The organism is Mycobacterium sp. 1465703.0, from assembly GCF_001672975.1.
GTDB lineage: Bacteria > Actinomycetota > Actinomycetes > Mycobacteriales > Mycobacteriaceae > Mycobacterium.
Window position 1 is genome coordinate 1 of the sequence record NZ_LZKU01000018.1, and the last position, 24,342, is coordinate 24,342.

General features: G+C 62.1%; 23 protein-coding genes and 1 pseudogene. 17 read left to right on the forward strand and 7 right to left on the reverse strand.

All coding sequences use genetic code 11. The features are described from left to right. Both A5625_RS01795 and A5625_RS27920 read left to right on the forward strand, forming a co-directional pair. Positions 1 to 465 (forward strand): NAD(P)/FAD-dependent oxidoreductase (locus tag A5625_RS01795; protein ID WP_197515924.1); only part of this gene is annotated, 465 nt, incomplete at its 5' end. Positions 466 to 473: 8 nt separating this feature from the next. Next, complete coding sequence (locus A5625_RS27920) at positions 474 to 1,097, forward strand: TIGR03085 family metal-binding protein (RefSeq protein WP_082984212.1); 624 nt, start codon at positions 474 to 476, stop codon at positions 1,095 to 1,097. Positions 1,098 to 1,101: 4 nt separating this feature from the next. On the opposite strand, the gene A5625_RS01800 is transcribed toward A5625_RS27920, so the two are convergent. Both A5625_RS01800 and A5625_RS01805 read right to left on the reverse strand, forming a co-directional pair. After that, the gene (locus tag A5625_RS01800) at positions 1,102 to 2,277 is read right to left on the reverse strand and encodes a cytochrome P450 (RefSeq protein WP_066988672.1); all 1,176 of its coding nucleotides are present in this window, start codon (positions 2,275 to 2,277) and stop codon (positions 1,102 to 1,104) included. Next, positions 2,278 to 3,663: an FAD-binding oxidoreductase gene (locus A5625_RS01805; protein WP_066988673.1), complete on the reverse strand. Its 1,386-nt coding sequence runs from the start codon at positions 3,661 to 3,663 to the stop codon at positions 2,278 to 2,280. Between the two features lie 270 nt (positions 3,664 to 3,933). Here A5625_RS01805 and A5625_RS01810 point away from each other — a divergent pair, with 270 nt between their 5' ends. Beyond that, positions 3,934 to 5,415, forward strand: coding sequence for a serine/threonine-protein kinase (locus A5625_RS01810; protein WP_066988674.1), 1,482 nt, complete (start codon positions 3,934 to 3,936; stop codon positions 5,413 to 5,415). A 177-nt stretch (positions 5,416 to 5,592) separates the two neighbouring features. On the opposite strand, the gene A5625_RS01815 is transcribed toward A5625_RS01810, so the two are convergent. Next, the gene (locus A5625_RS01815; RefSeq protein WP_066988675.1) at positions 5,593 to 6,384 is read right to left on the reverse strand and encodes an SDR family oxidoreductase; all 792 of its coding nucleotides are present in this window, start codon (positions 6,382 to 6,384) and stop codon (positions 5,593 to 5,595) included. A gap of 28 nt (positions 6,385 to 6,412) precedes the next feature. Next, complete coding sequence (locus A5625_RS01820; protein ID WP_066988689.1) at positions 6,413 to 6,841, reverse strand: DUF1707 domain-containing protein; 429 nt, start codon at positions 6,839 to 6,841, stop codon at positions 6,413 to 6,415. Positions 6,842 to 6,910: 69 nt separating this feature from the next. Between A5625_RS01820 and A5625_RS01825 the strand changes: the two genes are divergently transcribed. Next, entirely contained in the window at positions 6,911 to 7,513 is a 603-nt protein-coding gene (locus A5625_RS01825) for a TetR/AcrR family transcriptional regulator (protein ID WP_066988676.1), read from the forward strand. 54 nt (positions 7,514 to 7,567) lie between these two features. Then, positions 7,568 to 8,902: an adenylate/guanylate cyclase domain-containing protein gene (locus A5625_RS01830; RefSeq protein ID WP_066988677.1), complete on the forward strand. Its 1,335-nt coding sequence runs from the start codon at positions 7,568 to 7,570 to the stop codon at positions 8,900 to 8,902. A 7-nt stretch (positions 8,903 to 8,909) separates the two neighbouring features. Here A5625_RS01830 and A5625_RS01835 read toward each other — a convergent pair whose 3' ends face one another. Further along, positions 8,910 to 10,178, reverse strand: a complete 1,269-nt coding sequence (locus tag A5625_RS01835) for a cytochrome P450 (protein ID WP_066988678.1) — start codon at positions 10,176 to 10,178, stop codon at positions 8,910 to 8,912. Positions 10,179 to 10,328: 150 nt separating this feature from the next. Between A5625_RS01835 and A5625_RS01840 the strand changes: the two genes are divergently transcribed. The 11 genes from A5625_RS01840 to A5625_RS01885 all read left to right on the forward strand — a co-directional run bounded on the left by A5625_RS01840 (position 10,329) and on the right by A5625_RS01885 (position 22,205). Next, the gene (locus A5625_RS01840; protein WP_066988690.1) at positions 10,329 to 10,796 is read left to right on the forward strand and encodes a VOC family protein; all 468 of its coding nucleotides are present in this window, start codon (positions 10,329 to 10,331) and stop codon (positions 10,794 to 10,796) included. A 141-nt stretch (positions 10,797 to 10,937) separates the two neighbouring features. Beyond that, complete coding sequence (locus A5625_RS01845; RefSeq protein WP_066988679.1) at positions 10,938 to 11,216, forward strand: hypothetical protein; 279 nt, start codon at positions 10,938 to 10,940, stop codon at positions 11,214 to 11,216. A gap of 296 nt (positions 11,217 to 11,512) precedes the next feature. Next, positions 11,513 to 12,967 carry a His-Xaa-Ser system radical SAM maturase HxsB gene (gene hxsB / locus A5625_RS01855; RefSeq protein WP_066988681.1) on the forward strand — a complete coding sequence of 485 codons (1,455 nt, stop codon included), beginning with the start codon at positions 11,513 to 11,515 and terminating at the stop codon, positions 12,965 to 12,967. Continuing rightward, positions 12,955 to 14,124 carry a His-Xaa-Ser system radical SAM maturase HxsC gene (hxsC, locus tag A5625_RS27925; RefSeq protein ID WP_082984214.1) on the forward strand — a complete coding sequence of 390 codons (1,170 nt, stop codon included), beginning with the start codon at positions 12,955 to 12,957 and terminating at the stop codon, positions 14,122 to 14,124. The genes hxsB and hxsC overlap by 13 nt, the downstream gene beginning before the upstream one ends. Before the next feature lie 309 nt (positions 14,125 to 14,433). Then, positions 14,434 to 15,681, forward strand: a complete 1,248-nt coding sequence (locus A5625_RS27930; RefSeq protein WP_197515925.1) for a DUF4236 domain-containing protein — start codon at positions 14,434 to 14,436, stop codon at positions 15,679 to 15,681. A 486-nt stretch (positions 15,682 to 16,167) separates the two neighbouring features. Further along, positions 16,168 to 19,068: a DUF3427 domain-containing protein gene (locus tag A5625_RS01865; protein ID WP_197515926.1), complete on the forward strand. Its 2,901-nt coding sequence runs from the start codon at positions 16,168 to 16,170 to the stop codon at positions 19,066 to 19,068. Positions 19,069 to 19,361: 293 nt separating this feature from the next. Next, positions 19,362 to 19,640, forward strand: coding sequence for a His-Xaa-Ser repeat protein HxsA2 (hxsA2, locus tag A5625_RS01870; RefSeq protein WP_156747843.1), 279 nt, complete (start codon positions 19,362 to 19,364; stop codon positions 19,638 to 19,640). A gap of 168 nt (positions 19,641 to 19,808) precedes the next feature. Then, positions 19,809 to 20,345, forward strand: coding sequence for a bifunctional 2-polyprenyl-6-hydroxyphenol methylase/3-demethylubiquinol 3-O-methyltransferase UbiG (locus tag A5625_RS27935; RefSeq protein WP_082984216.1), 537 nt, complete (start codon positions 19,809 to 19,811; stop codon positions 20,343 to 20,345). A 141-nt stretch (positions 20,346 to 20,486) separates the two neighbouring features. Beyond that, the gene (locus A5625_RS01875) at positions 20,487 to 21,005 is read left to right on the forward strand and encodes a carboxymuconolactone decarboxylase family protein (RefSeq protein ID WP_066988685.1); all 519 of its coding nucleotides are present in this window, start codon (positions 20,487 to 20,489) and stop codon (positions 21,003 to 21,005) included. Next, a complete protein-coding gene (locus A5625_RS01880; protein ID WP_066988686.1) occupies positions 21,002 to 21,547 on the forward strand; it encodes a carboxymuconolactone decarboxylase family protein in 546 nt (181 codons plus the stop codon). Before A5625_RS01875 ends, A5625_RS01880 begins: the two co-directional genes overlap by 4 nt. A gap of 112 nt (positions 21,548 to 21,659) precedes the next feature. After that, positions 21,660 to 22,205: a TetR/AcrR family transcriptional regulator gene (locus tag A5625_RS01885; RefSeq protein WP_197515929.1), complete on the forward strand. Its 546-nt coding sequence runs from the start codon at positions 21,660 to 21,662 to the stop codon at positions 22,203 to 22,205. Here the strand turns inward: A5625_RS01885 and A5625_RS01890 are convergent. Then, positions 22,185 to 23,354, reverse strand: a complete 1,170-nt coding sequence (locus A5625_RS01890) for an acyl-CoA dehydrogenase family protein (protein WP_066988688.1) — start codon at positions 23,352 to 23,354, stop codon at positions 22,185 to 22,187. The genes A5625_RS01885 and A5625_RS01890 overlap by 21 nt on opposite strands. An 80-nt stretch (positions 23,355 to 23,434) precedes the next feature. On the opposite strand from A5625_RS01890, the gene A5625_RS01895 reads away from it, so the two are divergent. Further along, positions 23,435 to 24,211 carry an Rv3717 family N-acetylmuramoyl-L-alanine amidase gene (locus A5625_RS01895; RefSeq protein WP_197515927.1) on the forward strand — a complete coding sequence of 259 codons (777 nt, stop codon included), beginning with the start codon at positions 23,435 to 23,437 and terminating at the stop codon, positions 24,209 to 24,211. Positions 24,212 to 24,223: 12 nt separating this feature from the next. Here the strand turns inward: A5625_RS01895 and A5625_RS29870 are convergent. After that, a pseudogene (locus A5625_RS29870) lies at positions 24,224 to 24,342 on the reverse strand (cutinase family protein); the annotation flags it as partial.

Genomic DNA, 24,342 nt, shown 5'->3' on the forward strand with positions numbered 1-24,342 from the left:
CACCGGCGTGAGGAGTTTCGGGCGTCGCGGATCATGCTGGAGCGGGCCAAGGCCAACGACAAGATCACCATCTTGACGAACAAGGCGGTCGAGGCGGTCGAGGGCAAGGACACGGTGACCGGGGTGCGGTTGCGCGACACGGTCACCGGCAAGGTGTCCACGCTGGCGGTGACCGGGGTGTTCGTGGCCATTGGGCATGACCCGCGCTCGGAGTTGGTGCGCGAGGTGCTTGAGACCGATCCCGACGGGTATGTGCTGGTGCAAGGCCGCACCACCAGCACCTCGATTGATGGGGTGTTCGCCAGCGGAGACCTGGTCGATCGCACCTACCGCCAAGCCATCACCGCCGCGGGCAGTGGCTGCTCGGCGGCCATCGACGCCGAACGCTGGCTCGCCCACCACGAAGACACCGATGTGGACGCGTCGGTGACACCGGCGTTGGGCCGAGAGCCGTTGCGTAGCTGAGTTTTACCGTGGCAACACCGGATGCGCGCGAGCGACGTGCGCTCTGTGAGCTTTTCGACGAGCTCGGCCCGTCGGCGCCCACTCTGATTGAGGGTTGGACCACTCACGATCTGGCCGCCCATTTGGTGTTGCGAGAACGCGACCCAATTGCCGGTCCTTGCCTCGTACTGCCCGGTCCCTTCCAACGTTTCGCAGAACGCCGTAGAGACAGATTGGCCCAGCGCAAGGACTTTTCGTGGCTCGTCGCGCGGATTCGGTCGGGACCGCCGGTCGGGATCTTCCGCATCGGATGGGTGCGCGCTTTGGCGAATCTCAACGAGTTCTTCGTTCATCACGAGGACGTTCGTAGAGCCAATGGCCTAGGGCCACGCGGTTTGCCGCCAGACATGGATGCTGCGTTGTGGCGCAACGTTTGTCGCAGTGGTCGCTATTTGAGTCGACGGCTTCGTGGTTGCGGGCTTGATCTTGAGTGGTCCGATGAGCGGGTAACGGTTCGGCGAGGCTCACCGGTGGCTCGACTCAGCGGACCGCCCGGTGAACTCTTGCTATACCTATTTGGGCGACAAGCCGCAACACATGTCGAAGTGGTCGGACCACCGGAGCCGTTGCGTCGCACGCATTTTGGCATGTGAATAGCTACACAGTCCAGCGCACTCGCAGCGTCGGCGGTTTGCGGAACACCAAACCATGCGGCGCGTTGGCGTAGGAGGGATCGAGCCGCAGCCCAGGAAGGCGGTCCAGCAGGCGACCGACCGCGATCGTCGTTTCAGTCCTGGCGAGCTGTGCGCCCAGGCAGAAATGCGGACCCTGCGCGAAGGCGAGGTTGAGTCTGGCGTTAGCACGCCGGACATCGAACCGGTCGGGGTCGCTGAACACCGCCGGATCTCGGTTAGCGCCGGCGATCGACACGCTAACCAGATCACCTCGCCGGATCCAGGTATGACCCAGCTCGACATCGCGGGTGGCGTAGCGGTCGACGACTGCGGCCGCCGGCTCCAACCGGATCGACTCCTCGATCGCATTCGGCAAAACGTCCGCGTGCTCACGCACCAGCGCGAGTGCCTCGGGCGCGCCGAGCAGATGCCGGACAGCGTTGAGAATCATGCCTTCCGTCGTATCCATGCCGCCGAACATCAACACCGCCGCGTTCGACGCAACCTCGTCCTGGCTCAGCCCTTCCGGAGTCCGGGCAGCCTCCCGCAGCAGCGAGGGTTCGGTGTTGCAGCTGAGAGTCCGTGTCACCGCGGCTCGTAGGTGGATGAATGCATCGGCGCCCGCCGCAGTGACCGGCCCGCCGGCGGTTACCTCGGACACCGCCGCCACGATCGCTTCGTACCAGGACAACACGGTGTCGACGTTGACATCCCGCAGGCCGAGCGCCTCGCTAACCACCGCCACCGCGAGTGGACCCGCGAACTCGCGCCGCAGCTCGGCGCTGCCGGTGGACCAAATCGCCGAGATCAACCGATCGGCCTGCGCCTCGACAAACCCGGCGAACCGGTCGTATACCTCCGCCGGACGGAACGCATGCGCGAACGCCTCCCGGTGGCGTGCGTGGTCCACGCCGTCCAGCGAGAGCATGCTCGCGCCGATCACCTGGGAGGTGGAGAATCGCGGATCTTCGACGGTGAATGTCGCGGGGTCCCGCATCACGCTGACGGCGAGGTCGTACCGAGTGACCAACCACCCGGCCCGGACGGCGAGCCACGACACCGGCTCGGTCATCCGCAGTCGTGCTAGCAGCGGGTGCGGGTCTTCCTGCAATTCGCGCAGTGTCGCGCCGCGCCCGATCGGAAACTTCTGGCTAGCCACTCAGGTTTCTTCTGCTGCGAACACCACATCGGGATTGAGGATGCCCGCCGGGTCGAAACTCGCCTTGATGCGGCGCATCAGGTCCACCTTGACCGGGTCCTCGAGCTCGACGAAGTACGGCGCCTTGGCGCGGCCAAGGCCATGCTCGCCGGAGATCGCCCCGCCCAATTCCATTGCCAGCGCGAAGATGTCGGTCAACAGCTGCTTTCTTATGGGCCGGTCGGGGCAGAAGATGGCCAGGTGCACGTTGCCGTCGCCGGCGTGCCCGCAGCCCGCCGCGGCAGCGCCGGCGGCCGCCGCCAGACCCCGTGCGCCGGACAGGAACTTCGGCATCGCGCCGCGTGGCACGACGGCGTCGATGAGGTCGTCGGCGTTGAGCGCCTTGAGCGTCCAGAACGCCTTCTCGCGTGCCTCGATGAGCTTGCGCGCCGAACCGCCTTCGAGCACATAGGCATCCACCGCACCCAACTCGGCCAGCAGCTCACCGGCCTTCTCGACGTCCTCGCCTAACCGATCAGCCGTCCGATTCTCAAGCGCCACAACCAAATACGCCTGACAGCTGTCGCGAACAGCATCGGGAACGCCGAGCTCGAGGTTCTGGGTATGGACCAGCGCGGCCATCGTCACGTTGTCGATGTACTCCAGGATGTAGGGCGACAGGCCGCTGATCAGGATCTTGGGCACCGCCGCCATCACCTGGTCGAAGTCGGCGAACGGGGCCAGCACAGTGGCGCTGTGGTCGAGGCGCGGATGCAGCTTGACCGTCACCTCGGTGGCCAGGGCCAGGGTGCCTTCGGAGCCGACGATGAGCTGGGTCAGGTCGTAACCGGTGGAGACCTTGGCGATCTTGCCGCCGGTGCGGATCAGTTCGCCGGTCGGCAGGGCGGCCTGTAGCCCGAGCACGTTGTTCCGGGCTATGCCGTACTTGACCGCGCGCATGCCGCCGGCGTTGGTGCCGACGTTGCCGCCGACGCTGGAGGACAGCTCGCCCGGGTGCACCATGTACCGCAGCCCGGTGCCGGCCGTCGCGTCGTCCAGTTTGGCGAGCGTCACCCCGGGTTGGACGACGGCGACCTGATTGGTGACGTCGACCTCCAGCACGGCGTTCATCCGCTCGAAGGAGATCAACAGCCCGTCGCCGCGGGGGATCGCCGCACCCGACAAACCCGTTCCCGAGCCACGGGCCGTCACCGGAACCTCGTTTTCCGTCGCGACCCTGAGCAGTTGCGCGACATCTTCCGCACTCGACGGTTTCGCCAGATATGCCGGTTTCTGCGGCGGCTTCGTCAGCACCTCGTCGTGTGCGTAGTCGTCGGAGATGGCGTCGCCCGTCAGCAGGTTGTGCTCGCCGACGATCTTTGCGAACTGCGCCGTCATGTCGGTCATCGACGGCCTCACCTTCTTACGTGCCGGACAGCAAATTCACTGTATCGGGGCTGCGAACGGCTGCGGAAAGGAAAGTTGGCACCGCTGCGGCTAGGGTGGGGGCTGGCGCTGTTTCGTCCGGGCCGATCGTGGTGGTCATACGGGCGGTCAGCGGACTCTAGCGGCCGTGCGTGGTGTCTCGCGTAGCGACACGCGTGAGGCCGCGCACGTTATGTCGACGCCCAATTCGGGAACACGCGTGCTGGACTGCGTTTTAGAAAGGACTGTGCATTGACCTCCTCGTCCCGCGGTTCGCGGCTCGGTACCCGGTTCGGGCCGTACGAGCTGCGATCACTGATCGGCACCGGGGAAACGGGTGAGGTCTACCGGGCGTACGACACGGTTAAGGACCGGATGGTCGCGCTCAAGCTGCTACGTGGCGAGACGGCCGCGGACCCTGGCTTCCAGCAACGTCTTTGGCGCGAGTGCCGGAAAGTGATGGCACTGCAGGAACCCCACGTCATCCCGCTGCACGACTTCGGCGAGATCGACGGCGTGCCGTTCATCGACATGCACCTGGTCGACGACGGGGGCAACCTCAAGGACCTGCTGCGCGAGCAGGGCAGGCTGGAGCCGTCGCGGGCGGCGTCGATCACCGCGCAAGTGGCGCGCGCCCTGGACGCCGCGCATGCCGTCGGGCTGGTGCACCTCGACGTCAAACCCGAGAACATCCTGCTGACCCACGACCACTTCACCTACCTGACCGACTTCGGCATTGCCCAGGCCGCCGGAGACGAGAAACTGTCGCGCGCCTACATGGCGCCCGAGCGATTCACCACCGGACGGATCGGGCCGCAGACCGACATCTACTCGCTGGCGTGCGTGCTCTACGAGTGCCTCACCGGTCAACCGCCGTTCGAGAGCGAGGATGCGAGCGAGCTGAAGCGTGCGCACCTGTTGTCCCCGGCGCCCCGACCCAGCATCATGCGCCGCGGCGTCGGCCGGGAGTATGACGACATCATCACCCGGGGGATGGCCAAACAGGGCGCGGCGCGATTCGGTTCCGCGGGTGAGCTCGCCCGGGCCGCCAGTGAAGCGGTGTTCGCGGCGTACGAGCCGGTTTCCGTCGGGGCCGGCCGAAGCGGTCCTGTCCCTCCTCGGACCCGCCCATTGCCGACCGTCGCCCTGGCGGAACTCGATGAGCCGAGCGCCCCCGAGCCGCCTGCCGCGTCCGAGCACTCGTGGCGTTTGCCGGCGATCGGCACGACGCCGCTCGTGGTGACCGTGGTGGGAGTGGTGCTGCTGATTGCCGGCCTGGTGTTGTCGGTGAATCTGGTTGGCGGCACTCATCACAACGCGTCGCCGCCAGCTCGCCAGACGTTGAAGGCGGCGGCGCCTCCGGCTTCGACGACGCCACCGCCACCGCTGACGCCGACGTTGTCGCGTCCGGTGAAGGGGGCCGACGGGTTAGGGTTCGTCGGCGAGACGGCCCGCTGCGACCCAGGCAATCCGCCGGCCGTCGTATTGCGTACCGCCCAGTCGCTGGTGGTGGTGTGCAAAAACCTCAGCGGGAGTTATTACTACCGCGGTGAGCGGATCCGCGACGGCGCCCACCTCGAGCTCTCGAATGCCGAGCCTGTCGAGGACGGATTCGACGTCACCAATCCGGTCGACGGCGCCGTCTACGAGGTACGTCCCAACCGGCTGCGGATCCTCAGTTACGGGCACGTTGATTCGTCGGAACCCGTGCTGCAGTTCGCTACGGCCTCGTAATCACCACGGGCGCAGCGGTTTTCGGCTCAACAACCTCGTCGCGGCGCTAGGTCCAGCCCACATAAGCCTCATAGGCCACATGAGCAACGGTTTGCCGGTCATGACACGATTTCCGAATGCGATAGCGCGTTTGAAAGTCGCATATCGATCCGGCGCCAGCGCGTCGAGGGTGAATGCCTACCGGGACGATTTAGCCGGCGCTTCCGCGGGTCGTAGCATCCGCCCGCTCACTAGCGCCGACAACCAACCCGGTCCGAGCCGCCCGCCCGTCGTCATTACTCGGTTGCGCCACCCGGGAACGACCACGGCGCGGCCGCGATCCAGGCCGCGTAACCCGGCTGCCACGACGGGCCCGGGCGCGGCGAGGTGTCGATAGGTCGCGGTGTGCGAGACGTCCGACCCGAGCGCATCGACGAATCCAGTGCGGGTGGGTCCGGGGCACAGTGCGGTCACGGTGACGCCGGAGCCGCGGGTCTCGGCCCACAACGCCTGGCTCAGCGACAGTACGAACGCTTTGGATGCGCCATAGGTGGCTTGATAGGTGCCGGGCTGAAACGCGATGGTGGAGGCCACATTCAAGATGCCGCCGCGACCGCGGGCCAGCATGCCGGGCAGGACCGCGTGGATCAGGCGGACCGGCGCGTCGACGTTGACCGCGACCAGTTCATGTTCGCGACCAGCGTCGATTTCCGCGAACGGGCCGTAGGTGCCGAAGCCCGCGTTATTGACCAGCACGTCGACCACCCGTCCGTTCAGATGGGTAATCAAATCCTCGACACCGTTGCCGGTGCCAAGGTCGCCGACGACCAGTTCAACCTCGGTGCTCTGCCCGATCCGCTGTTTGACCGCGTCGAGCCGAGCCTGATCCCGCCCGGCCAGCACCAACGAAAAACCCCGCTGCGCCAATTGCTCGGCGAAGATCGCGCCTAGCCCCGAACTGGCCCCGGTCACCACTGCTGTGTTCTTCATGACTCTTCCTTACCAATAGTGCTCGTTATCAACGACTTTGCTTGAGGCGCGGTATCGACATCGCGTGGCTGACGAATCCGATTCCCGCGCCGAGGATGGGCCAAATCGGCCAGAAGTAGGTTGCGCCGGTTGTCATGGCGACGGCTGCCCAGACGGCGAGCACAATGACGACCATGGCGAGGTACGCGGCAAGGTGCGCGCGCACTCCGCGCCGGGCCGCGGCCACCCGAGCGGCACGCCGGCGAGGATCGTGACGCCGGATGCGATCGAGCGGCAGGCCGGCCAGCAGTTCGTGTAGTTCGTGGGCGGTCTGCGTCTGGAAAACCGTTTGTAGCCGTCGGTCGTACTCGTCGATTTGCAGGTAGCCCTGGGCGAGTGCCTGGCCAAGCAGGTCAGCCGTCTTCTCGCGGTCGCGAGTGCCGGCGAGCGTGGATGTGGTCTCCAGTGGATTCGTCATGTCGTCTCCTTGGTCGCCCATGTGAATAGCATTAACATAGACCATAATGTTAATGTCGTCAACATGGCAGTGAAGCGGTCGACGACCAGGCGGCGGGAGAGCTATCACCACGGTGATCTCAAACGTGCGCTGACCAGCGCCGCGCTGTCGCTGGTGGCCGAGAAGGGGCCGAAAGGATTTACCCTCACCGAGGCGGCACGCCGCGCCGGGGTCAGCGCCGCGGCGCCGTACCGGCACTTCGCCGACAAGGCCGAGTTACTGGCCGCCGTCGCGGAGCAGGGATTCCACGACCTGCACGCCGACCTGGCCGCGGCCGCCGATCGCACCTCGGATCCCAGGGAGCGGGTCATCGAACTCGGCCGCGCCTATGTGCGGTGGGCGGTTGGCCATCCCGATCACTATCAGGTGATGTTCGGGGCGGGGCCGCTGAAGGAGGACCAGTCGGACCTGGCGGTGGCCGGCTTGCAGGCGTTTGGAGACTTGCTCGACGCGATCACCAAATGCCAAGAAGCAGGGATCGTCGGGGACCGGGATCCGCGAGAGATTGCCGGGCCGCTCTGGTCGCTGGTGCACGGCATCGCGTCGCTTGCGATCGGTGGCCACCTGCAGGCGGTCGGCATCGCCCAGGCTCCCGACGAACTGGTTGCAGGCGTTGTGGCGCAAGTACTTTGAGCGGACGAGGCGGTTGCGCCCCACCTTGTCCGGGCGTAGTGGCATGCTTCTAGCATGGCGGCCGTCCCCCCAACGCTCTATGCGCGAGATGGCGATGCCCATCTCGCGTATCAAGTCGCCTCTGACAACGGATCGGACCTGCTCTTCGTCCCCTCCGCCACGTTCCCGATCGACTTGTTGTGGGATGAGCCCACTGTCGCCGGTCACCTGCGCCGCCTGGCGTCGTTCAGCCGCCTGATCACGACCGATCTGCTCGGCATGGGCAGCTCGGATGCCGTGGCAGTCCACAACCTTCCGGCGATGCAGGCCTGGACGGACGGGCTGGTCGCGGTGCTCGACGCCGTCGGCACCGAGTGCGCGTCGGTTTTCGGGATGGCGGAGTCGGCGCTTCCGGTCATGCTTCTGGCGGCGACCCATCCACAACGCGTCCGCTCCCTGGTGCTCTTCAGCCCCTACGCGCGATTTCTGCGGGCGCCCGATTATCCGCAGGGGATGCCCGAACCGGCGTTCACCCGATATGTCGACTCTTTCGGCGCCACCGTCGGCACCGGTGCTGTGGCAAATCGCCTGGCTCCCAGTTGGACCGGCGATGCCGGCAAGCAGCGCTGGTGGGCTCGCGGCGAGCGCCTGGCCGGCGGGCCCGGATACTTCAAAGCCATCTTTAATCTGTTCCTGCGCACTGATATTCGGCCGGTGCTCGACAGCATCCAGGCGCCGGCGTTAGTGCTACATCGTCGTGATGACCGCCATGTGACCGGCGCGCACTCCCACTATGTCGCCGAACGGATTCCGCGGTCGCGAATGGTAGAGCTCGATGGGGACGACGATGTGTGGTTCGCCGGCGACTGCGACCGGGTGCTCGACGAAATCGAATCCTTTGTCACCGGCTCGCGTCCGGCTGCGCCGACCAACCGGGTGCTGTCGACGGTGCTGTTCACCGACATCGTCGGATCGACCGAACGCGCCGAGGCCCTCGGCGACGAGGCGTGGACCGCGGCCCTCGACGCGCACAACGAGGTTGTGGCGAAATACGTGGCCGGCGCGCGCGGCGAAGTCATCAAGTTCACCGGCGACGGCGCGCTCGCGACGTTCGACGGTCCGGCGCGAGCGATCAACTGCGCGTGTGCAATTCGCGATGCCGTGCAAGATCTCGGCCTCAACATCCGCGCCGGTCTGCATACCGGCGAGGTGGAGATGGTCGACCACGACGTGCATGGCATCGCCGTCCACATCGCCGCGCGGATCATGGCGCTCGCAGGGCCCGACGAGGTGCTGGTGTCCGGCGCGATTCCGCCACTGGTCCTCGGGTCACGGATCGCCTTCGAAGACCGCGGCAGCCACGCACTCAGGGGTGTGCGCGACCCGTGGCCGGTGTTGGCGGTGCGTTAAGGCCGGGTCACCACGGGCGTGATGTTTCGCGGCTGGTGCCGGGGCTGAAGGTGACTGGGAGCTTGCCCAGCCCGGTCATGCTGGGGTTGCCCAGGTATTGGTGCACGTTTTCGACGTCGACGTGGTAGTCGGGGATGCGGTCGAGGACGGCCTTGACCATCACGCCCGACATCAGCCGCGCCAGATGCGAGCCGATGCAGCGGTGTGGCCCTAGCCCGAACGCGACGTGGCGGTTGGGGGCGCGGTCGAGAATGATCTCGTCGGGCCGGTCGAATTCGTTCTCGTCGTGGTTGGCCGACAGCCAGCTGATGACAACGCGGTCATTCTTTCTCAGGCATTGGCCGCCGAGGACTACGTCGTGAGTGACTGTGCGACTGAGGGTTTGGTTGACCGAGAAGTAGCGCAGGAATTCGTCGGTGGCGGTGCGGTAGAGCTCGGGGTGGTCGATGAGTTGCTGTCTGATGTCGGGGTGGGTGCCCAGGTGCAGCAGGGTCAGCGCGGTCTGTGAGGTGGTGGTGTCGACGCCGCCGCCGATGAGGTTCCACAGGATGTTGAGCAGCTGCTCGTCGGTGAGGCGCCGGCCGTCGAATTCGAATTGAATGAGGAAGCTGGTCAGGTCTTCTCGCGCGTCGGCTCGTCGGTTGGCCGCGAACTCGAGCACCTCTTCCATCATGGCCGGCACTTTGGCGATCGCGTTGGCGTACTCGTCGCTGTCTTGCGGGACGGCCATGACGGAGTGAAAGAGGTTGGCGTACAGGTGCCAATTGTCGTAGGGCAGGCCCATCAACCTCATGGTCAGGATGGCCGGCACGGGGCTGGCGTAGTCGAGCACCAGGTCCATCTGTCCCTCGGCGATGCGCTGGTCGAGGAACCAGTGCGCGGATTGCTCCATGAACGGCTTGAGTTTCTCGACGGCGCCGGGGGAGAAGAACGGGGCCAGGGCGTGTCGGAGGGCTTGGTGGTAAGGGCCGTCGACCTCGCCGATGCCCAGGGCCGGTTGGCCGTCGGGGCGCGGGACGCCCATCTCGCCCTGGTAGTCGACGCCGTCTGGTGCGTTGGGTTCGTATTTGTGGGCGAACGTGTCGCCGTCGCGGGCGGTGTGGCTGACGGCGTCGTAGCTGCTGAGGAACCAGAACCCGCCGTAGTTCTCGTTCCACGCCACCGGACATCGTTGCCGCAGTTCGGCATTGACGGCCAGCTCGTTGAGGTTGAAGGCGTCGGAATGATGGTCGAAATCGACTGTGGCGTCGCGGCGGACCTTCGGGCGTGTGACCATGGACAAGCTCTCCAACGGAAGGGGATGTGCTTAGCTGGCAGCTTATTGGCTTATCTTTGCATTATTACGCGTTTGAGCTGCGTGGTGAAGCGTGGTCGAAGGTCGGTAGGGATCGCGTCGTTAGGGGTCTGACTTGCTGCGGAGGTTGTGTTGAGTAGTCATCGAATGGTTTTCAATCACGTTGGGTTATGCGTCACCGACCGGGAGCGGTCGCGGCGGTTTTACGAGGGCCTGCTGGGGTTTCAGTTCTGGTGGGAGCTCGATCCGCCCGATGGTGCGACCGCCCAGCTGGTGGGGTTGCCCGAGCCGCTAGGCGTGCACGCGACCTATCTGGTGCGGGATGGGTTCGTGCTCGAACTCATGGACTACTCGAAGCGTCAGGTTCACGCCGGCTCGGAGCGGGTGATGGATCAGATCGGGCTGACGCACATCTCGTTCTCGGTGCCTGATCTTCCTGGTGTATTAGCTCAGGTGGCGGAGTTTGGGGGAGCGGTGGTCGATTCGTCAGTCTCGGCGGGCGCGGCGATGGTTCGGGATCCGGACGGGCAGTTGTTGGAGTTGTTGTCGGATGGGTGGTTGAAGGCGTTGCCGGCGAGGCCTGAGGACGGATCTTCTTGAGTCGGGTACCCGCGGTCTGGCGTGTTCTCCAAAACGGCCATGACAAGAGGCTCTAGCGGATACGATTTCATCAATGTGTTGGGCAACGTCCCTTAGTACACGTCACTAAGCAGAAGCTACGAGAACCTGAGAGGGATAGGAATGCGTAAGACCACCCGGATCGTTAACCTTGCCACGGCCCTCGGCGCCCTTGCGGTCCCCGCTGTTGCGCCAGAAATCGTCAACTCTGATGAGTCCGACGAGGCGCATATCGCGCAAGCGTCGGAGACCAGGGGTGAGGTTGAAGTGAAGGCTGAAACAAAGCTGCCGGGCAATGAAGGCCTTCTGAGCTTCACGGTTCATCAGAACCCTGACGGGATGATGGTCCCGCAGCACGGATCCCACGCATCGCACGCGTCGCATTCCTCCAGCTCGTATTAAATGTCAGAAGTCGTTATTGAGTTCAGCGCGTCGACGCAGTCGCTCGGTGCGCTGCAAGAAGCTGCTTATCGCCTGATCGGACAGGCGGCTTGCCACATAGGTGAGACGGACGGGCAGTACGTTTGCCGGCTCTCACCGTCACAGCGGCACTTCCAAGGCGATGAGTTGCGTGCTCACTTTCTGAATCTCGTTACGGACGAGAACCTTCGGGAGAAAGTGAGGCACGAAACTGAGCGGCTCCGCGATGTCATTGTCGCTCTGGCCTTCGGGTCACTGGCAGAGCAAGACTGACGACTGTGGCAGGCTTTGCTTCACCGGATACCTTTGTGCCCGCCGCGTCGGCGCTGCAACTCCTACCAATCCGCTTTGAGCGGCTCGGTACGGATCGCTTCCTTGTAGGCAACTTGGTCGGCGATATGACTGAGATGACCAAAGTCGAGTTGGACCGCCTTTGCACGCTTGATCTCGCGCCCGGCGATGGCCTTTACGAGCGTGCGTTCGAGAAGTTCTTCATCGGCTCCGTTGAGCATCGCGCCCAGCAGCAGCTTCTAGCGCTTCGTCTGCGCAGCCGCCTGAGTTTTTTGCGAGCCGCGACGCCTCTTCACCTGTTCGTCGTAACGCTGCGGTGCGAGCATTCCTGTCCTTACTGCCAGGTCTCTCGACAGAGTAGGGACCGTGCCCGATACGACATGGACGAGGCTACTGCGTCTAAGGCCCTCGATATCGCACTCTCCGCACCGGCGCCACTGATCAAGATTGAGTTTCAAGGAGGCGAGCCGCTCCTAAATTTTGAGCTGATCCAGTGGATTGTTGTGGCCGCGAAAGAGCAGGCAGTCCGTCGGGGGAAGCTGCTCCAGTTCGTAATCACGACCAACCTGGCACTGCTGGACGAGGATGTGCTCGACTTCTGCGCAGAGCATGGCATCCTTCTGTCTACGTCGTTGGACGGGCCCCGCGATCTCCACAATAGAAATCGACCACGAAGGGGCAACAACAGTTACGAACTCGCGGTAGCGGCTATAGCACGAGCCAAAGAACGCCTCGGGCGGGACAGGGTCGGTGCACTGATGACCACTACCGAAGCGAGTCTGAATCGGGTCGAGGAGATTGTCGACGAATACCTCCAACAAGATCTCGATGGCATCTTCCTACGGCCACTTTCTCCCTACGGCTTCGCAATCAAAACCAAACAGTTTCAGAAGTATCGCATCGATGACTGGCTTCGATTTTGGAAACGCGGCCTTCGCTATATCCTTGACATCAACAAGTCTGGCCGTCACTTCCCCGAGTTCTACTCGGCTTTGATCCTCCGCCGGATGCTAAGCGACGAGCCCATCGGGTACGTCGATCTACGGAGCCCGGCCGGTGCTGGCCTGGGAGCGCTCGTTTACAACTACGATGGATCAGTATTTGCCTCCGACGAGGCACGAATGCTTGCCGAAATGGGGGACCGCACTTTCGAACTCGGCAGCGTGCACGAGCATAGTTACCGAGACTTGGTGTTGTCCGACACACTGGTTTCGGCGGTTGCGGAGTCGCTTACGCAAACGGCACCGCAATGTTCAAGCTGTGTCTTCGAGCCTCACTGCGGTGCGGACCCTGTCTATCATCATGCGACTCAGAATGACTCGTTGGGGATCAAGCCCTTGTCGGAGTTCTGCGAGCGGCAGAAAGGCGTAATCACCCACCTGTTTGAGCTGTTGGAGCATTCCCCTGAGGACGCCGCCATTCTCCGGAGATGGGCGCGGTGAAACCGCTTGTTCTTTCCGGGCGTGCGTCCGACGCCGATCTCGCTGGTCTGAGCGCAAGGCGGCAATCCTGGCGGCTTCGGTCTCCGGCGAATGCTCCTGCAGGTGCGAAGGACGCCGCTCTCATTGCATGCCACGACGATTGGGAGCTGGCCCGGAGGCAGGGATACAAGCTTGCTATCGCTCGCGATGAGCGTCCGGCTTCTAATCCCTTGAGTTACTTCCGCGTACCGCCTGCATTTGCAGAGCTTCGTGACGGCGACGTGGTCCGCATACAACCTGAGGCCCGCCGGGTGCGGGTGCTCTACCGCCGTTCTTCAAGACACAACTTTTTCCTCGTGACGGAACGCTGTAACAACTATTGCTTGATGTGTTCGCAACCGCCGAAGTCAGTCGATGACGGCTGGCTAATGGATGAGATCGAGGAGACTTTGCCGCTAGTCGATCCCGCGACATCCTCTTTCACACTCACCGGCGGCGAACCGCTCACGGAATGGCGCAGGTTCATACCTCTGCTGCGCCTAGCCCGCGACCTGCTTCCGGATACAGCGGTACACGTGCTGACCAATGGCCGTGCGTTCTCCTCTTCTGATGTTGCGAATTCTTGGGCGGCGGTTGGCCATCCGAAACTTTCAGCAGGCATACCGATCTACTCAGCGGTTGATCACATCCACGACTACGTAGTGCAAGCAAAAGGGGCATTTGATCAAACTGTTCTTGGTGTGCTCCAGCTGAAGGATCGCGGTCAGCGAGTTGAGTTGCGGATCGTGCTCCACGCGATCACAGCTCCGCGCCTCCGCGAAACTTGTTCGTGGATCGCTCGGAATCTCCCATTTGTCGATCATGTGGCGCTCATGGGCCTGGAGAACACCGGCTTTGCGATCGCCAACGATGAGTTGCTCTGGATCGATCCGCTCGATTATCGAGATCAACTGGCAGCTGGCGTTGATGCGCTCTCAACGGCCGCTGTCAATGTTTCCGTCTACAACTTGCCGCTCTGCGTGCTTGACCCGAGTGTTCGGCCTTTCGCTGTGCAGTCAATCTCGGACTGGAAGAACGCATATGTGGCGGAATGCGAGACATGTTCTGCTCGAAGCGATTGCGCAGGTTTTTTTTCGACCGGGCGGCCGAAGTTTAGTCGGGGCATAGCGGCGATCTAGTCTCAGATGTCAACCCTTCGTTGGCTGGGGCTTGCTGAAGAGAGGTGTCTACGATGTTCCGAGTCATCCATCCGCGTCATCAAGAGACCAGTTGCCGATCGTTTGCTGGTTGGCAGTTCAATCCGATGACAGCAGACGCAGTGCTCGATTACCTTGTCAATTCGCGCCTTTTAGACAGAGGCTAGTCAAGTTGTCGGGAGAGTAAATGGTTCGCAAGGACGATGTATTGGCGCGCACTATGCGGACACCAGTTTTAGCGCTGACAGCTGCACCTAGGCGACGACCGTATCACCAACCTGAGGCAGCATAGTGGGTTTCTACATTCGCAAGAGCGTCAAAGCAGGGCCATTTCGGTTCAACGTGAGCAAGTCGGGTATCGGCGTGAGCGCCGGCGTTCCTGGTTTTCGTATTGGCACGGGGCCCCGTGGCAACTACGTCCACGTGGGCCGCAACGGAATCTATTACCGCGCTTCGTTGAACGGGCACAGGACAGGACCGGCAGTCCGACTCGGACAATCAGTCCAACGTCAACAACCAGCTTTTCGCCCAAGCGACGTGGTTATGGAAGACGTGATGGGTGCAACTGCAATATCTCTGGAACCGACGGGTCGGGGTGACCTCGTCGACCAACTCAACGATGCGGCCGCACGATTCGTGTGGTGGTGGCCAGCCGCCATTGCCGTGTTTCTGCTAAGTCTCCCGGTCATGCCTTGGGGATTGATCTTGTGGGTTCTAGGCAGCGTTGGTTGTGTTTGGCTCTACTTCAACGATCAGGCAAGACGCACCGTCGTTCTCTTCTATGACGTGCACGACGAAGCCTATTCGTGGTTCGAATCTGTTGTAACCCAATGGCGCTGGCTCACCGAGTCGCAGCGGGTATGGCGGATCATTCAATCCGGAGACGTTGTAAGCACGTATAGCTATAAGGTGAATGCTGGCGCCAGTTCGCTCGTCAACCGGGTCGGTGCGAGCGCAAGCACGTCAGGCAAGATAAAGCAGTTGGCTACGAACATCGCGATACCGTCAATCACAGCTGGACAGTCTGCGCTATATCTGCTCCCGGATCGCCTTCTCGTCCGAGAAGGTAGGCGCTACAGTGACGTTGACTATCAGGCGTTGCGCATATTTCATCAAGAGCAACGGTTCATCGAAAGTTCGACGCCACCTAGAGATGCGGTTCAGATCGATAGCACTTGGCAATACGTGAACGTCAAGGGCGGCCCAGATCGCCGGTTCAAGAACAACCGGATCCTTCCCATTGTGCTCTATGGGCGGCTTGTCATTACTTCGGCCAGCGGGCTGTATTGGATAATCCAAACTTCTCGGGCTGATGCTGCCCGAGCAGTTTCACAGGTTATTTTGGCTGCTCCTATTGAGTGGGTTACTGCTAGGGCGGATGCAGCGATGACTGAGTCACATCGTCTAGGAAGTCCTGTTGGCGAAACATCTAAAGTCAAGTGCTGCAACTGCAAGCACATACAGGAGGCCCGTGTCAGCGCGAGCACGTTCATGTGCGAGAAGTGCAATACGTCCCTTAAACGTGTCGACAAATCCTGAACTCCGAGGACGACATTCACGCGATGCGAGTAACCCGACTAGCGGAGGACGCGATGACACAGTTTCCTTCACCCGGCAGGCGCTTACGGCTAAAGATGAGGCTTAGGGAGCACACAGGACTTAGCCCTTTTTCGCGCCAAAACGAATGGTCTCACAACGGGGCTGCGTCGTTCCGTCGGCGTCACAAGGCCAAAGAAACATCTACCGTTCGCTCAGCAGAGGCATCGTCGGCGCATGGGTGAACGCGATACTCCCTGTACAAACAACCCACGAGGTGCAGCAACGTTCGACTCGGAACCTATGAGCCCTGGAGTCTACGAGGTCCTTCTAACTGAGGCACTTCAAAAGAAACTCGGCTCACTCCAAAGGCTTTCACCAGATACAAGGCCCCTCCACACGGCGGAGGCGGCGGATCGAATTGCACTCCACCTGAGCCGACACGTCCAGCGATCCCTCGAATCTGTCGTGGATAGCGACCGCGTTCACGTGGGCATCGAGGCGGCACGTCACCTAATCGCTCGGCTCGCTGAAATCGTGCAGTCGGATGCATCCGAAACCCCGCTTGAGACAGCGGAGGTCCTGCACGCAATTCTTACGCGGCGGCCCGACAGCACTCCCGAACCAATCGGCGAACCGCTGATCCCGCTACTGGATACCACGTTGCTGACCAACGCACCTGGTGAGCCGGGGCTGCTCCATCAGCTTGCTACTGAGATTGAGTCGGCTGAAGCTATCGATGTTGTGATGGCGTTCATCCGACGCAGCGGTATAAATCCGCTTATTCAAGCTCTCCGCAGACATTGCGAACGAGGCAAGCGGCTGCGCGTCCTGACAACCGTTTACACTGGCTCCACAGAGCAGGAAGCCCTCGAGCAGCTGAAGAGCATCGGGGCTGAGATCCGTGTTTCGTACGATGTCAGCACGACACGTCTGCACGCCAAAGCATGGGTATTTCATCGTCACTCAGGCTTCTCGACCGCCTACATAGGCTCTTCCAATCTCACCCACTCCGCACAGATCACAGGTCTTGAGTGGAATATTCGGGCATCTTCGGCCCGAAACCCGGACATTATCGCGAAGTCCGAGGCAGTCTTCGAAAGCTACTGGCAGTCAGGCGAGTTCGTCGAGTATGACTCAGTGGAATTTGAAGCGCAGGGCCGGGGAGGCGGACGCGCGGGGCACGGCACGCAGGTGATCCTCAGTCCAATTGAGTTGCGCCTAGAACCTTTCCAAGAACGTATGCTGGAAAGAATCGAATTAGCGCGCGTCCGCGGCCATCACCATAATTTACTCGTTTCAGCCACCGGCACTGGCAAAACGGTGATGGCAGCAGTCGACTATGCTCGTTTACGCGATGACCTGTCGCGATCCCGGCTGCTATTTGTCGCCCACCGCAACGAGATTCTGGACCAGAGTCTGGCGACGTTCCGCCACGCCCTGCGTCATGCGTCCTTTGGGGAGAAATGGATCAGTGGGTCGCGACCCCGACGCTTTGAGCATGTATTTGCCTCGATTCAAAGCCTTAACGCCGCCAACTTTGAAGACCTTGCGCCCGACCACTTTGACGTGGTTATTGTGGACGAGTTCCACCATGCCGCAGCATCCTCGTACCGCAAGTTGCTTGACCACTTGCGCCCCAAGGAGTTACTCGGCCTCACAGCCACACCGGAGCGCAGTGACGGACTACCGATCCTGCATTGGTTCGACAATCGGATTGCCGCCGAGTTGAGATTGTGGGATGCGATCGATCAACAAAAGCTTTGTCCCTTTATGTATTTCGGGATTCACGACGGGGTCGACCTGACTAACATTCCTTGGCGACGAGGTCAGGGTTATGATGTTCAAGCTCTTAGCGGCTTGTACACAAGCACCGACGCTTGGGCTCGTACCGTGTTGCAGGAAGTCACTCGATTAGCAGACCATCCCACCACGATGCGAGCCCTCGGGTTTTGTGTCAGCATCGAACACGCACGGTTTATGGCGGCACACTTCAACGCACACAACGTCCCAGCTGTTGCAGTTTGGGGAAACAGCTCACCGACCGACCGCATGTCAGCGCTGCAAGACCTCAACACCGGTAGGGTAAGAGTCGTCTTTTCCGTCGATCTTTTCAACGAAGGTGTCGACGTTCCGACGGTTGACACCTTGCTTATGCTGCGGCCAACCGAAAGTCCGACGCTCTTTCTGCAACAGCTTGGACGCGGATTGCGCCGGTCGAAGGATAAGACCTTTTGCGCCGTCTTGGACTTCATCGGCACCCATCGCCGGGAGTTCCGCTTCGACCGCCGGTATCGTGCGCTGCTTGGGGGGACCCGCCGCGACGTCGAAGATGCTGTGCGACGGGGTTTTCCGTTTCTGCCGGCAGGCTGCTTCATGCATCTTGATGAGAAGGCGGCCGAAATCGTATTACGCAGCCTTCGGGATGCGATGCCGTCGAGGTGGTCGTCTCGCATCGAAGAACTGCAGGCTATATGTAGACACTACGGTGATGTGACGCTCTCTCGGTATTTGAAGGAATCTGGATTAGATCTCTCCGACGTATATGACACAGCGGGACGGGGTTGGTCTGACTTGTGCGCGGCGGCAGGTGTGCCTACTGCACCGCCGGGGCCGTACGAGGCAGCACTTCGCAAAGCGGTCGGGCGCCTGCTTCACATCGATGACGACGAACGTATTGCCACTTACCGCCGGCTCATCGGGGGGTCCTCGCCGGTCGACATATCGAAACTAACTGAACGCGAACGACGTCTAATGCGGATGATTGTTGCTAGTCTTGCTAATCAATTGCTCACGAAGGAACAGTCGCTTCAGCAGGCAGTGGACCTCTTTTGGCAGCATCCTCAAATTCGAGCCGAACTTGGGCAGTTATTCGTCGAGCTTGACGAAAGGATTGACCACTTGCATGGCAACCTGGATCAACATCCCGACGTGCCGCTGCAAGTACATGGGCGATACTCGCGAATCGAGATCTTGGCCGCTTTCGGTATCGGTGACGCCGCGAAAGTTGCTTCCTGGCGGGAGGGAGTTTACGAAGCCAAGGTCGCGAAAGCTGACCTGCTAGCCTTCACGCTCGACAAGAGCAGCGGAAAATTTTCACCGACTACCCGCTATCGTGACTACGCCATCAGCCCATCGCTCGTTCACTGGGAGAGCCAATCCATAACGCGCGCCGACAGCGAAACTGGCCTGCGGTACCGCAATCACGAGGACATGGGGCGCTCGATAATGCTTTTTGCGCGCCTGCGTGCTGATGATCGCGCTTTTTGGTTCCTCGGTCCAGCGACCTATCGCGGCCACGTTGGCGAGAAGCCAATGGCCATCACGTGGGAGCTCGAAACACCACTGCCCGGCGACCTATACCAGTCATTCGCAGCGGCAGTCGCCTAGTGCTTGAAACACAAAAGCGCGCCGATCCGTCGGTCGCCGAACATCACTACTTCACGGGCTTGCAGATAGTGGTGTCGACGCATCATGGCTCGATCTAGCGTCTTTATCGAAGTTCACCGAACCGGTGTGATAAAACTGTCGCAGGCGCATACGCTGCCATCGACGACGCGAGCATACGTCTCCAAAGCACGGTCATAGCAGGAGGTTTGGGAGCATGCTGCCCTATGCAATTGTTATTGGATCCCGCCGTATAGCGGACGCATCAGGCTGCGGGGAAACGAATGCGTAAGGCTGTGAAAATCCTGAATCTCGCGACGGCACTTGGTGCCCTGACTAGCCCGTTGGTCGGGGCGGAGATCGTGGACTCGGCTGATGTCGACGAAGGGCAGATTGCCCGGGCGGCGTCGGAGAAGAAGGCCGAAATAGAGTTGCCGAGCACCACGGACCTCATGAGTTTCACGGTTCGCCAGAATAGCGATGGGCTGATGATTCCGCAGCATGGCTCCCATGTCTCCCACGCCTCTCATTCCTCGCATTCCTCCCATGTATCGCACGCTTCCAGCGCGTACTGATGTCGGGCATCGTTGTTGACCTCAGTTCGTCCACGCACTCTGTCGGCGCACGGAAGAAGGCCGCCTATCGCCTGACCGGCCAAGCAGCTCGCCGAAGGGCGACCGAAATTTATTCGCAGGACAGCTCCGATTGAGTTCCGCATGTAGCGGGGCGAGGGCATACGTAATATGGACGCAAGGTCGGAAAGGTCCCTGGCTCCAGAATTCAGGCGATTTTTGCCGCTTTTCACGACGCTCGACGGCCCAATTTTGGATGCTCCTTGTGGATATGGCAGGCATGCACTTTCCTTGCAGGAATTAGGCTGCCAGATCACATGTGTGGATATTGACGACAAAGTGCTCGAACAATTAGCTAGCATTAATAAAACTATTGTGAAGGTCGAACGAAAACATTTTGAACTACTTAAGGCCGATTTGGTTAATGGCCCTTGGCCATTTGAAAAGGCCCAGTTCGCAGGTGCGTTGAACGTCCACTTTTACGCGCGAAAGTTGCTAAACAACATCGCCTACTCCTTGGCGCCGGGTGGTTTGCTCTACGTCGAAACAATTGCCAACAGGCGGGGCAATTTTAAGCAACTTCCATATGCTGGGGAAATCCAGAGCCTTCTTGTAGATACTATTGAGTTTCTATACTTCAGAGAGCGACATGCGGGCCCGACGAACAGTGGCAAAGTCACTGTGAGAATGCTTGGCCGGAGAACTTGAGAAGTAGCTCGCGGTAGATGGGTGAACCTGCGAAAGCGATAGCGCATGAGCTAGCCGTTTCCGGCAAGGCTTTATACCTCCGGACAGCGGTGTTCACTACAGTCGAGGAATCCTTCGTGCGGACGAGAAAGGTCTCGACGAATGACGCGAATGCCGCTGGCCAACGCAGACGAGCAACCTGACCAGATCCGGCAGCTCCTCACCCGTCCCGGCACACTGAACGTGCTACGACTGCTTGCCAACGCCCCCAAAGTGTTTGAGGGATGGGCGCAGATGGCCGGCCAACTGTTCGAAAGCCCCACCTTCACCGCGCGGACGCGGAAAGTGATCATCCTGCGAGTGGCCCATCTGCAGGACTCACCCTACGAACTCGCCCAGCACGTGATCTTCGCCCGAACCGCGGGGCTGACCGACCAACAAACCGACGCACTGCGAGACCAAGGGGACCTGGACGAAGCCGGCTTCAGCGACGACGAACGCACCATCATCGACACCGTCACCGAGTTGTGCACCACCCGTCGGCTCAGTGACAACTCCTTCGCCACGGCGCACGCCCTGCTCGGCGACGAGGCGCTCACCGAGTTGCTGATGATCGTCAGTTGCTACTACGGCCTGGCATTGGTGCTCAACGCCACCGACCTCGACATCGACACACAATGACTCGGGTCCCGTATCGTCGGCCCGAGGAAATGACCGGTCTCGCCCGCGAATTGACCGCGCGGCGCGGCAATCTCAACGTCTATCGCGCACTGGCCAACGCCGAGAAGGTGTTCACCGGATGGATGGTGGCCGGCGACGCCGCCCTGGCCAGCCCGGTGCTGCCGAGAAGACTGCGTGAACTGATCGTCTTGCGCACCGCCTACCTGATGGACTGCGCCTACGAGCTCGGCCAACACAAAGACGTCGCACAAACGGCCGGGGTCGACAGCGACAGCATCAACGCCGTCCTCTCCGACTCCGATTGGCAGACTGCCGGTTTCGATACGACCGAGCTGGCGGTCCTGCACCTGACCACCGAGCTGGTGACGACACGCCGGGTTACGGCACCGCTCTTCGAGCAGGTACACACGGCGCTGGGTTCGGAGGCCACCATGGAAGCGCTGATGGTCATCAACCGCTATGCGGGCCTGGCGCTGATGCTCAATGCCCTCGACGTGGATCTCGACGAAACCGCCCGGCTCCCTACACCGCCGACGGCATGACGAGCACGGCGGCCCGCGATGAACCCTCGGCCAGGAACGCCTCCCGTAATCTCGTGGTGTGGTGCAGCGTAAACAGCCGTCGACCCGCCTCTCAGCCGAGGACTGGCTGGAGGTGGGCTACACCGTGCTCGCCCGCGAAGGTGTCCGCGCACTCAAAGTCGAACGCCTGTGCCAAGAGGCCGGCGTCACCCGCGGCAGCTTCTATTGGCACTTCGAAGACATCGAGAAATATCGGGCCGCGCTGGTGGAATCCTGGAACCAGTTCCTCGAACGCGACCGCAAGGCGCTGTCCGAGCTCGATGCACTGCCGCCCCGAGAACGCCTGTCGGCCCTGACGCTCACGATCGTCAGCCCCCAGTACTGGATGCTAGAGCGCGCGATGCGCGAATGGGCTCGCTTGGATCCGGTGGCGGCGGACAACATTCGCGCGGCCGACCGGCTGCTGCTTCGCACCGTCATCAAGGCCTACCGCGACTACGGGTTCAGTCCCGAGGACGCCAAGCTACGCGCCGAATTGACCTTCGCCGCAGGCATCGGGCTGCTGCATCTCACCAGCTCGGCCGAGCAGGCTCAGTCGGTGGCCCAACGGGAACGATTCCTGGCACTTATGCTGTCCGAGGCCGGTACGACGACCAACTCAAACCATGGCGATGGGTGAAATCTTCGCACCAATCCCCAACGCTCCGGCCAACTCTCGACTCGTGTCGTAATCGAACACGACATGCCCCGCAGCGATGTCCACATCGCGCTTGGCGCGCTGCATAGGGCTGGACAAGAAGTGGACGCTGGCACCGCTGGCCTCCATGAGATCGGCGATGATCGCCCGACTTTCGTGTACCGCGCGTGCGGCCGCCAACCGCGCATCGGCCCGCACCGATCGGCTCACCCGTTCGCCACTCACCACGATCGTCTCGATGTCGTCGGCGGTCTTGGCGATCAGCGCCCCCAGTGAGCTCAGCCGTACCCGGGCGTCACCCAGCCTGATCTGCGCGGCGGGCTGATCTTTCTGCGCCACTGCGCTGTAGGCCAACACTCGGCCGCTGAGGCGCTCGGCGAAGAGCTCGGTCACCCGTTCCGCGGTCCCGAGCACCGGCATCGCCGCCGTCAGCGCCAGCGCCGGAACCATCGGCCACCGGTACGTCGGCACGCCGTGCTCACGCGCGCCCGGTGCCGTTCCTCCGTAGATGTCGGCCACCGCAACCAGTCGATGCTCCGGCACGAAGGCGTCGTTGATGACGAGACCATGAGAACCGGTGCCGCGCATGCCGGCTGTGTCCCAGGTGTCGACAACCTCGACCTGGTCGGCGGGCACCACGACGAGGGCGGGATCGATCCGATCCGGGCGCTCGATGAGCGCGCCGACGATCATCCAATCCGCGTCCATCGCGCCCGTCGCCCACGACCACCTGCCGGTCACCCGCACGCCGCCGTCCGCCGGTACGCCGCGCCCGGTGGGGGCCAGCGGGGCCGGCGCCAGCACGGGTCCGGACGCGAAGACTTCCTCCTGAAGGCGGGGATCGAACAGCGACAGCATCCAGTTGTGCAGCGCGTAGAACCCCAGCGTCCAGGCGCTCGATGCGCAGCCATGCGCCATCCGCCGAACCGGTTGCAGCAGTTCAGGAAACGAGGCTTGGATGCCGCCGTACCGAGCCGGCAGTAGCAGCCGGAACAGGTCGGTCTGCTTGAAGTCGCTGATTGTCGCCGCGGGCAGCCGCCGCAATCGCTCGGCTTCCTCAGCGCGATCGGCCAGCTGCGCGACGAATTCATCGGTGACACCGTGCAGCGGCTGGCTTCCAAGCACGGACATGGCCACGACCGTAACATACTTTTTAGTATGCAAACGCCTGCCCCCCTCGCGAATGTGGCGCCGATTGCTACCATCGCGCGGTGAGTGATCGCCCTGGTGGGCTGCGATCCGTTGCGCGCCGTGATGTCCTGAAGATCGCCGGTGTCATGCCGGTGGTCTTCGCCGCCGGCGCGGCACTGACCGCCCCGCGCGCGGCGGCCGGTGTGGCCGGAATGTCGGTCTTCCTCGACCCGGGCCACAACGCCGTGAACGACGCCTCGATCAACCAGCAGGTCACCAACGGCCGCGGCGGCACCAAGCCGTGTCAGACCTCGGGAGCGGTTGCCGACGACGGCTATCCCGAGCACGCGTTCACCTGGGCGGTGGTGGGGTTGATCAATGACTCGCTGAACCAGATGGGCGTTCACACCCAGTTGTCCCGCGACAGCGACAGCGGGGTGGGCCCTTGCATCGATCAGCGCGCGGCGGCGGCCAACGCCATGCGCCCAGACGCGATCGTGAGCATCCATGCTGACGGAGGGCCGCCGTCCGGCAGCGGATTCCACGTCAACTACTCCAGCCCGCCGCTCAACGACGCCCAATCCGGACCCGCCGTACAGTTGGCGCATGCGATGCGGGATGCCTTGGCCCAGTCCGGTTTACAGCCGGCTTCCTACATCGGTTCAAACGGCTTGTACGCCCGCGACGACCTCGCCGGGCTGAACCTTGCGCAGTATCCGGCGGTGCTGGTGGAACTCGGCAACATGAAAAACGCAGGTGACGTCGCCCGAATGGAAAGCCCGGACGGTCGGGCGAAATATGCTGCCGCGGTTACCCAGGGGATAGTCGCCTTTCTGAGCTCCAAAACCACCGGCTAGCCGAGCGGCTATTCAGTTGCCGAAGCCTCCGTGCGGCGACGCGACTGATGTTGCACCGGGCCCGGGTGCGGCCAGGTGGCTGGAGGCGAATGCGACGCCTTTGTCGATCATCGAGCTGTCGTCGGCGTAGG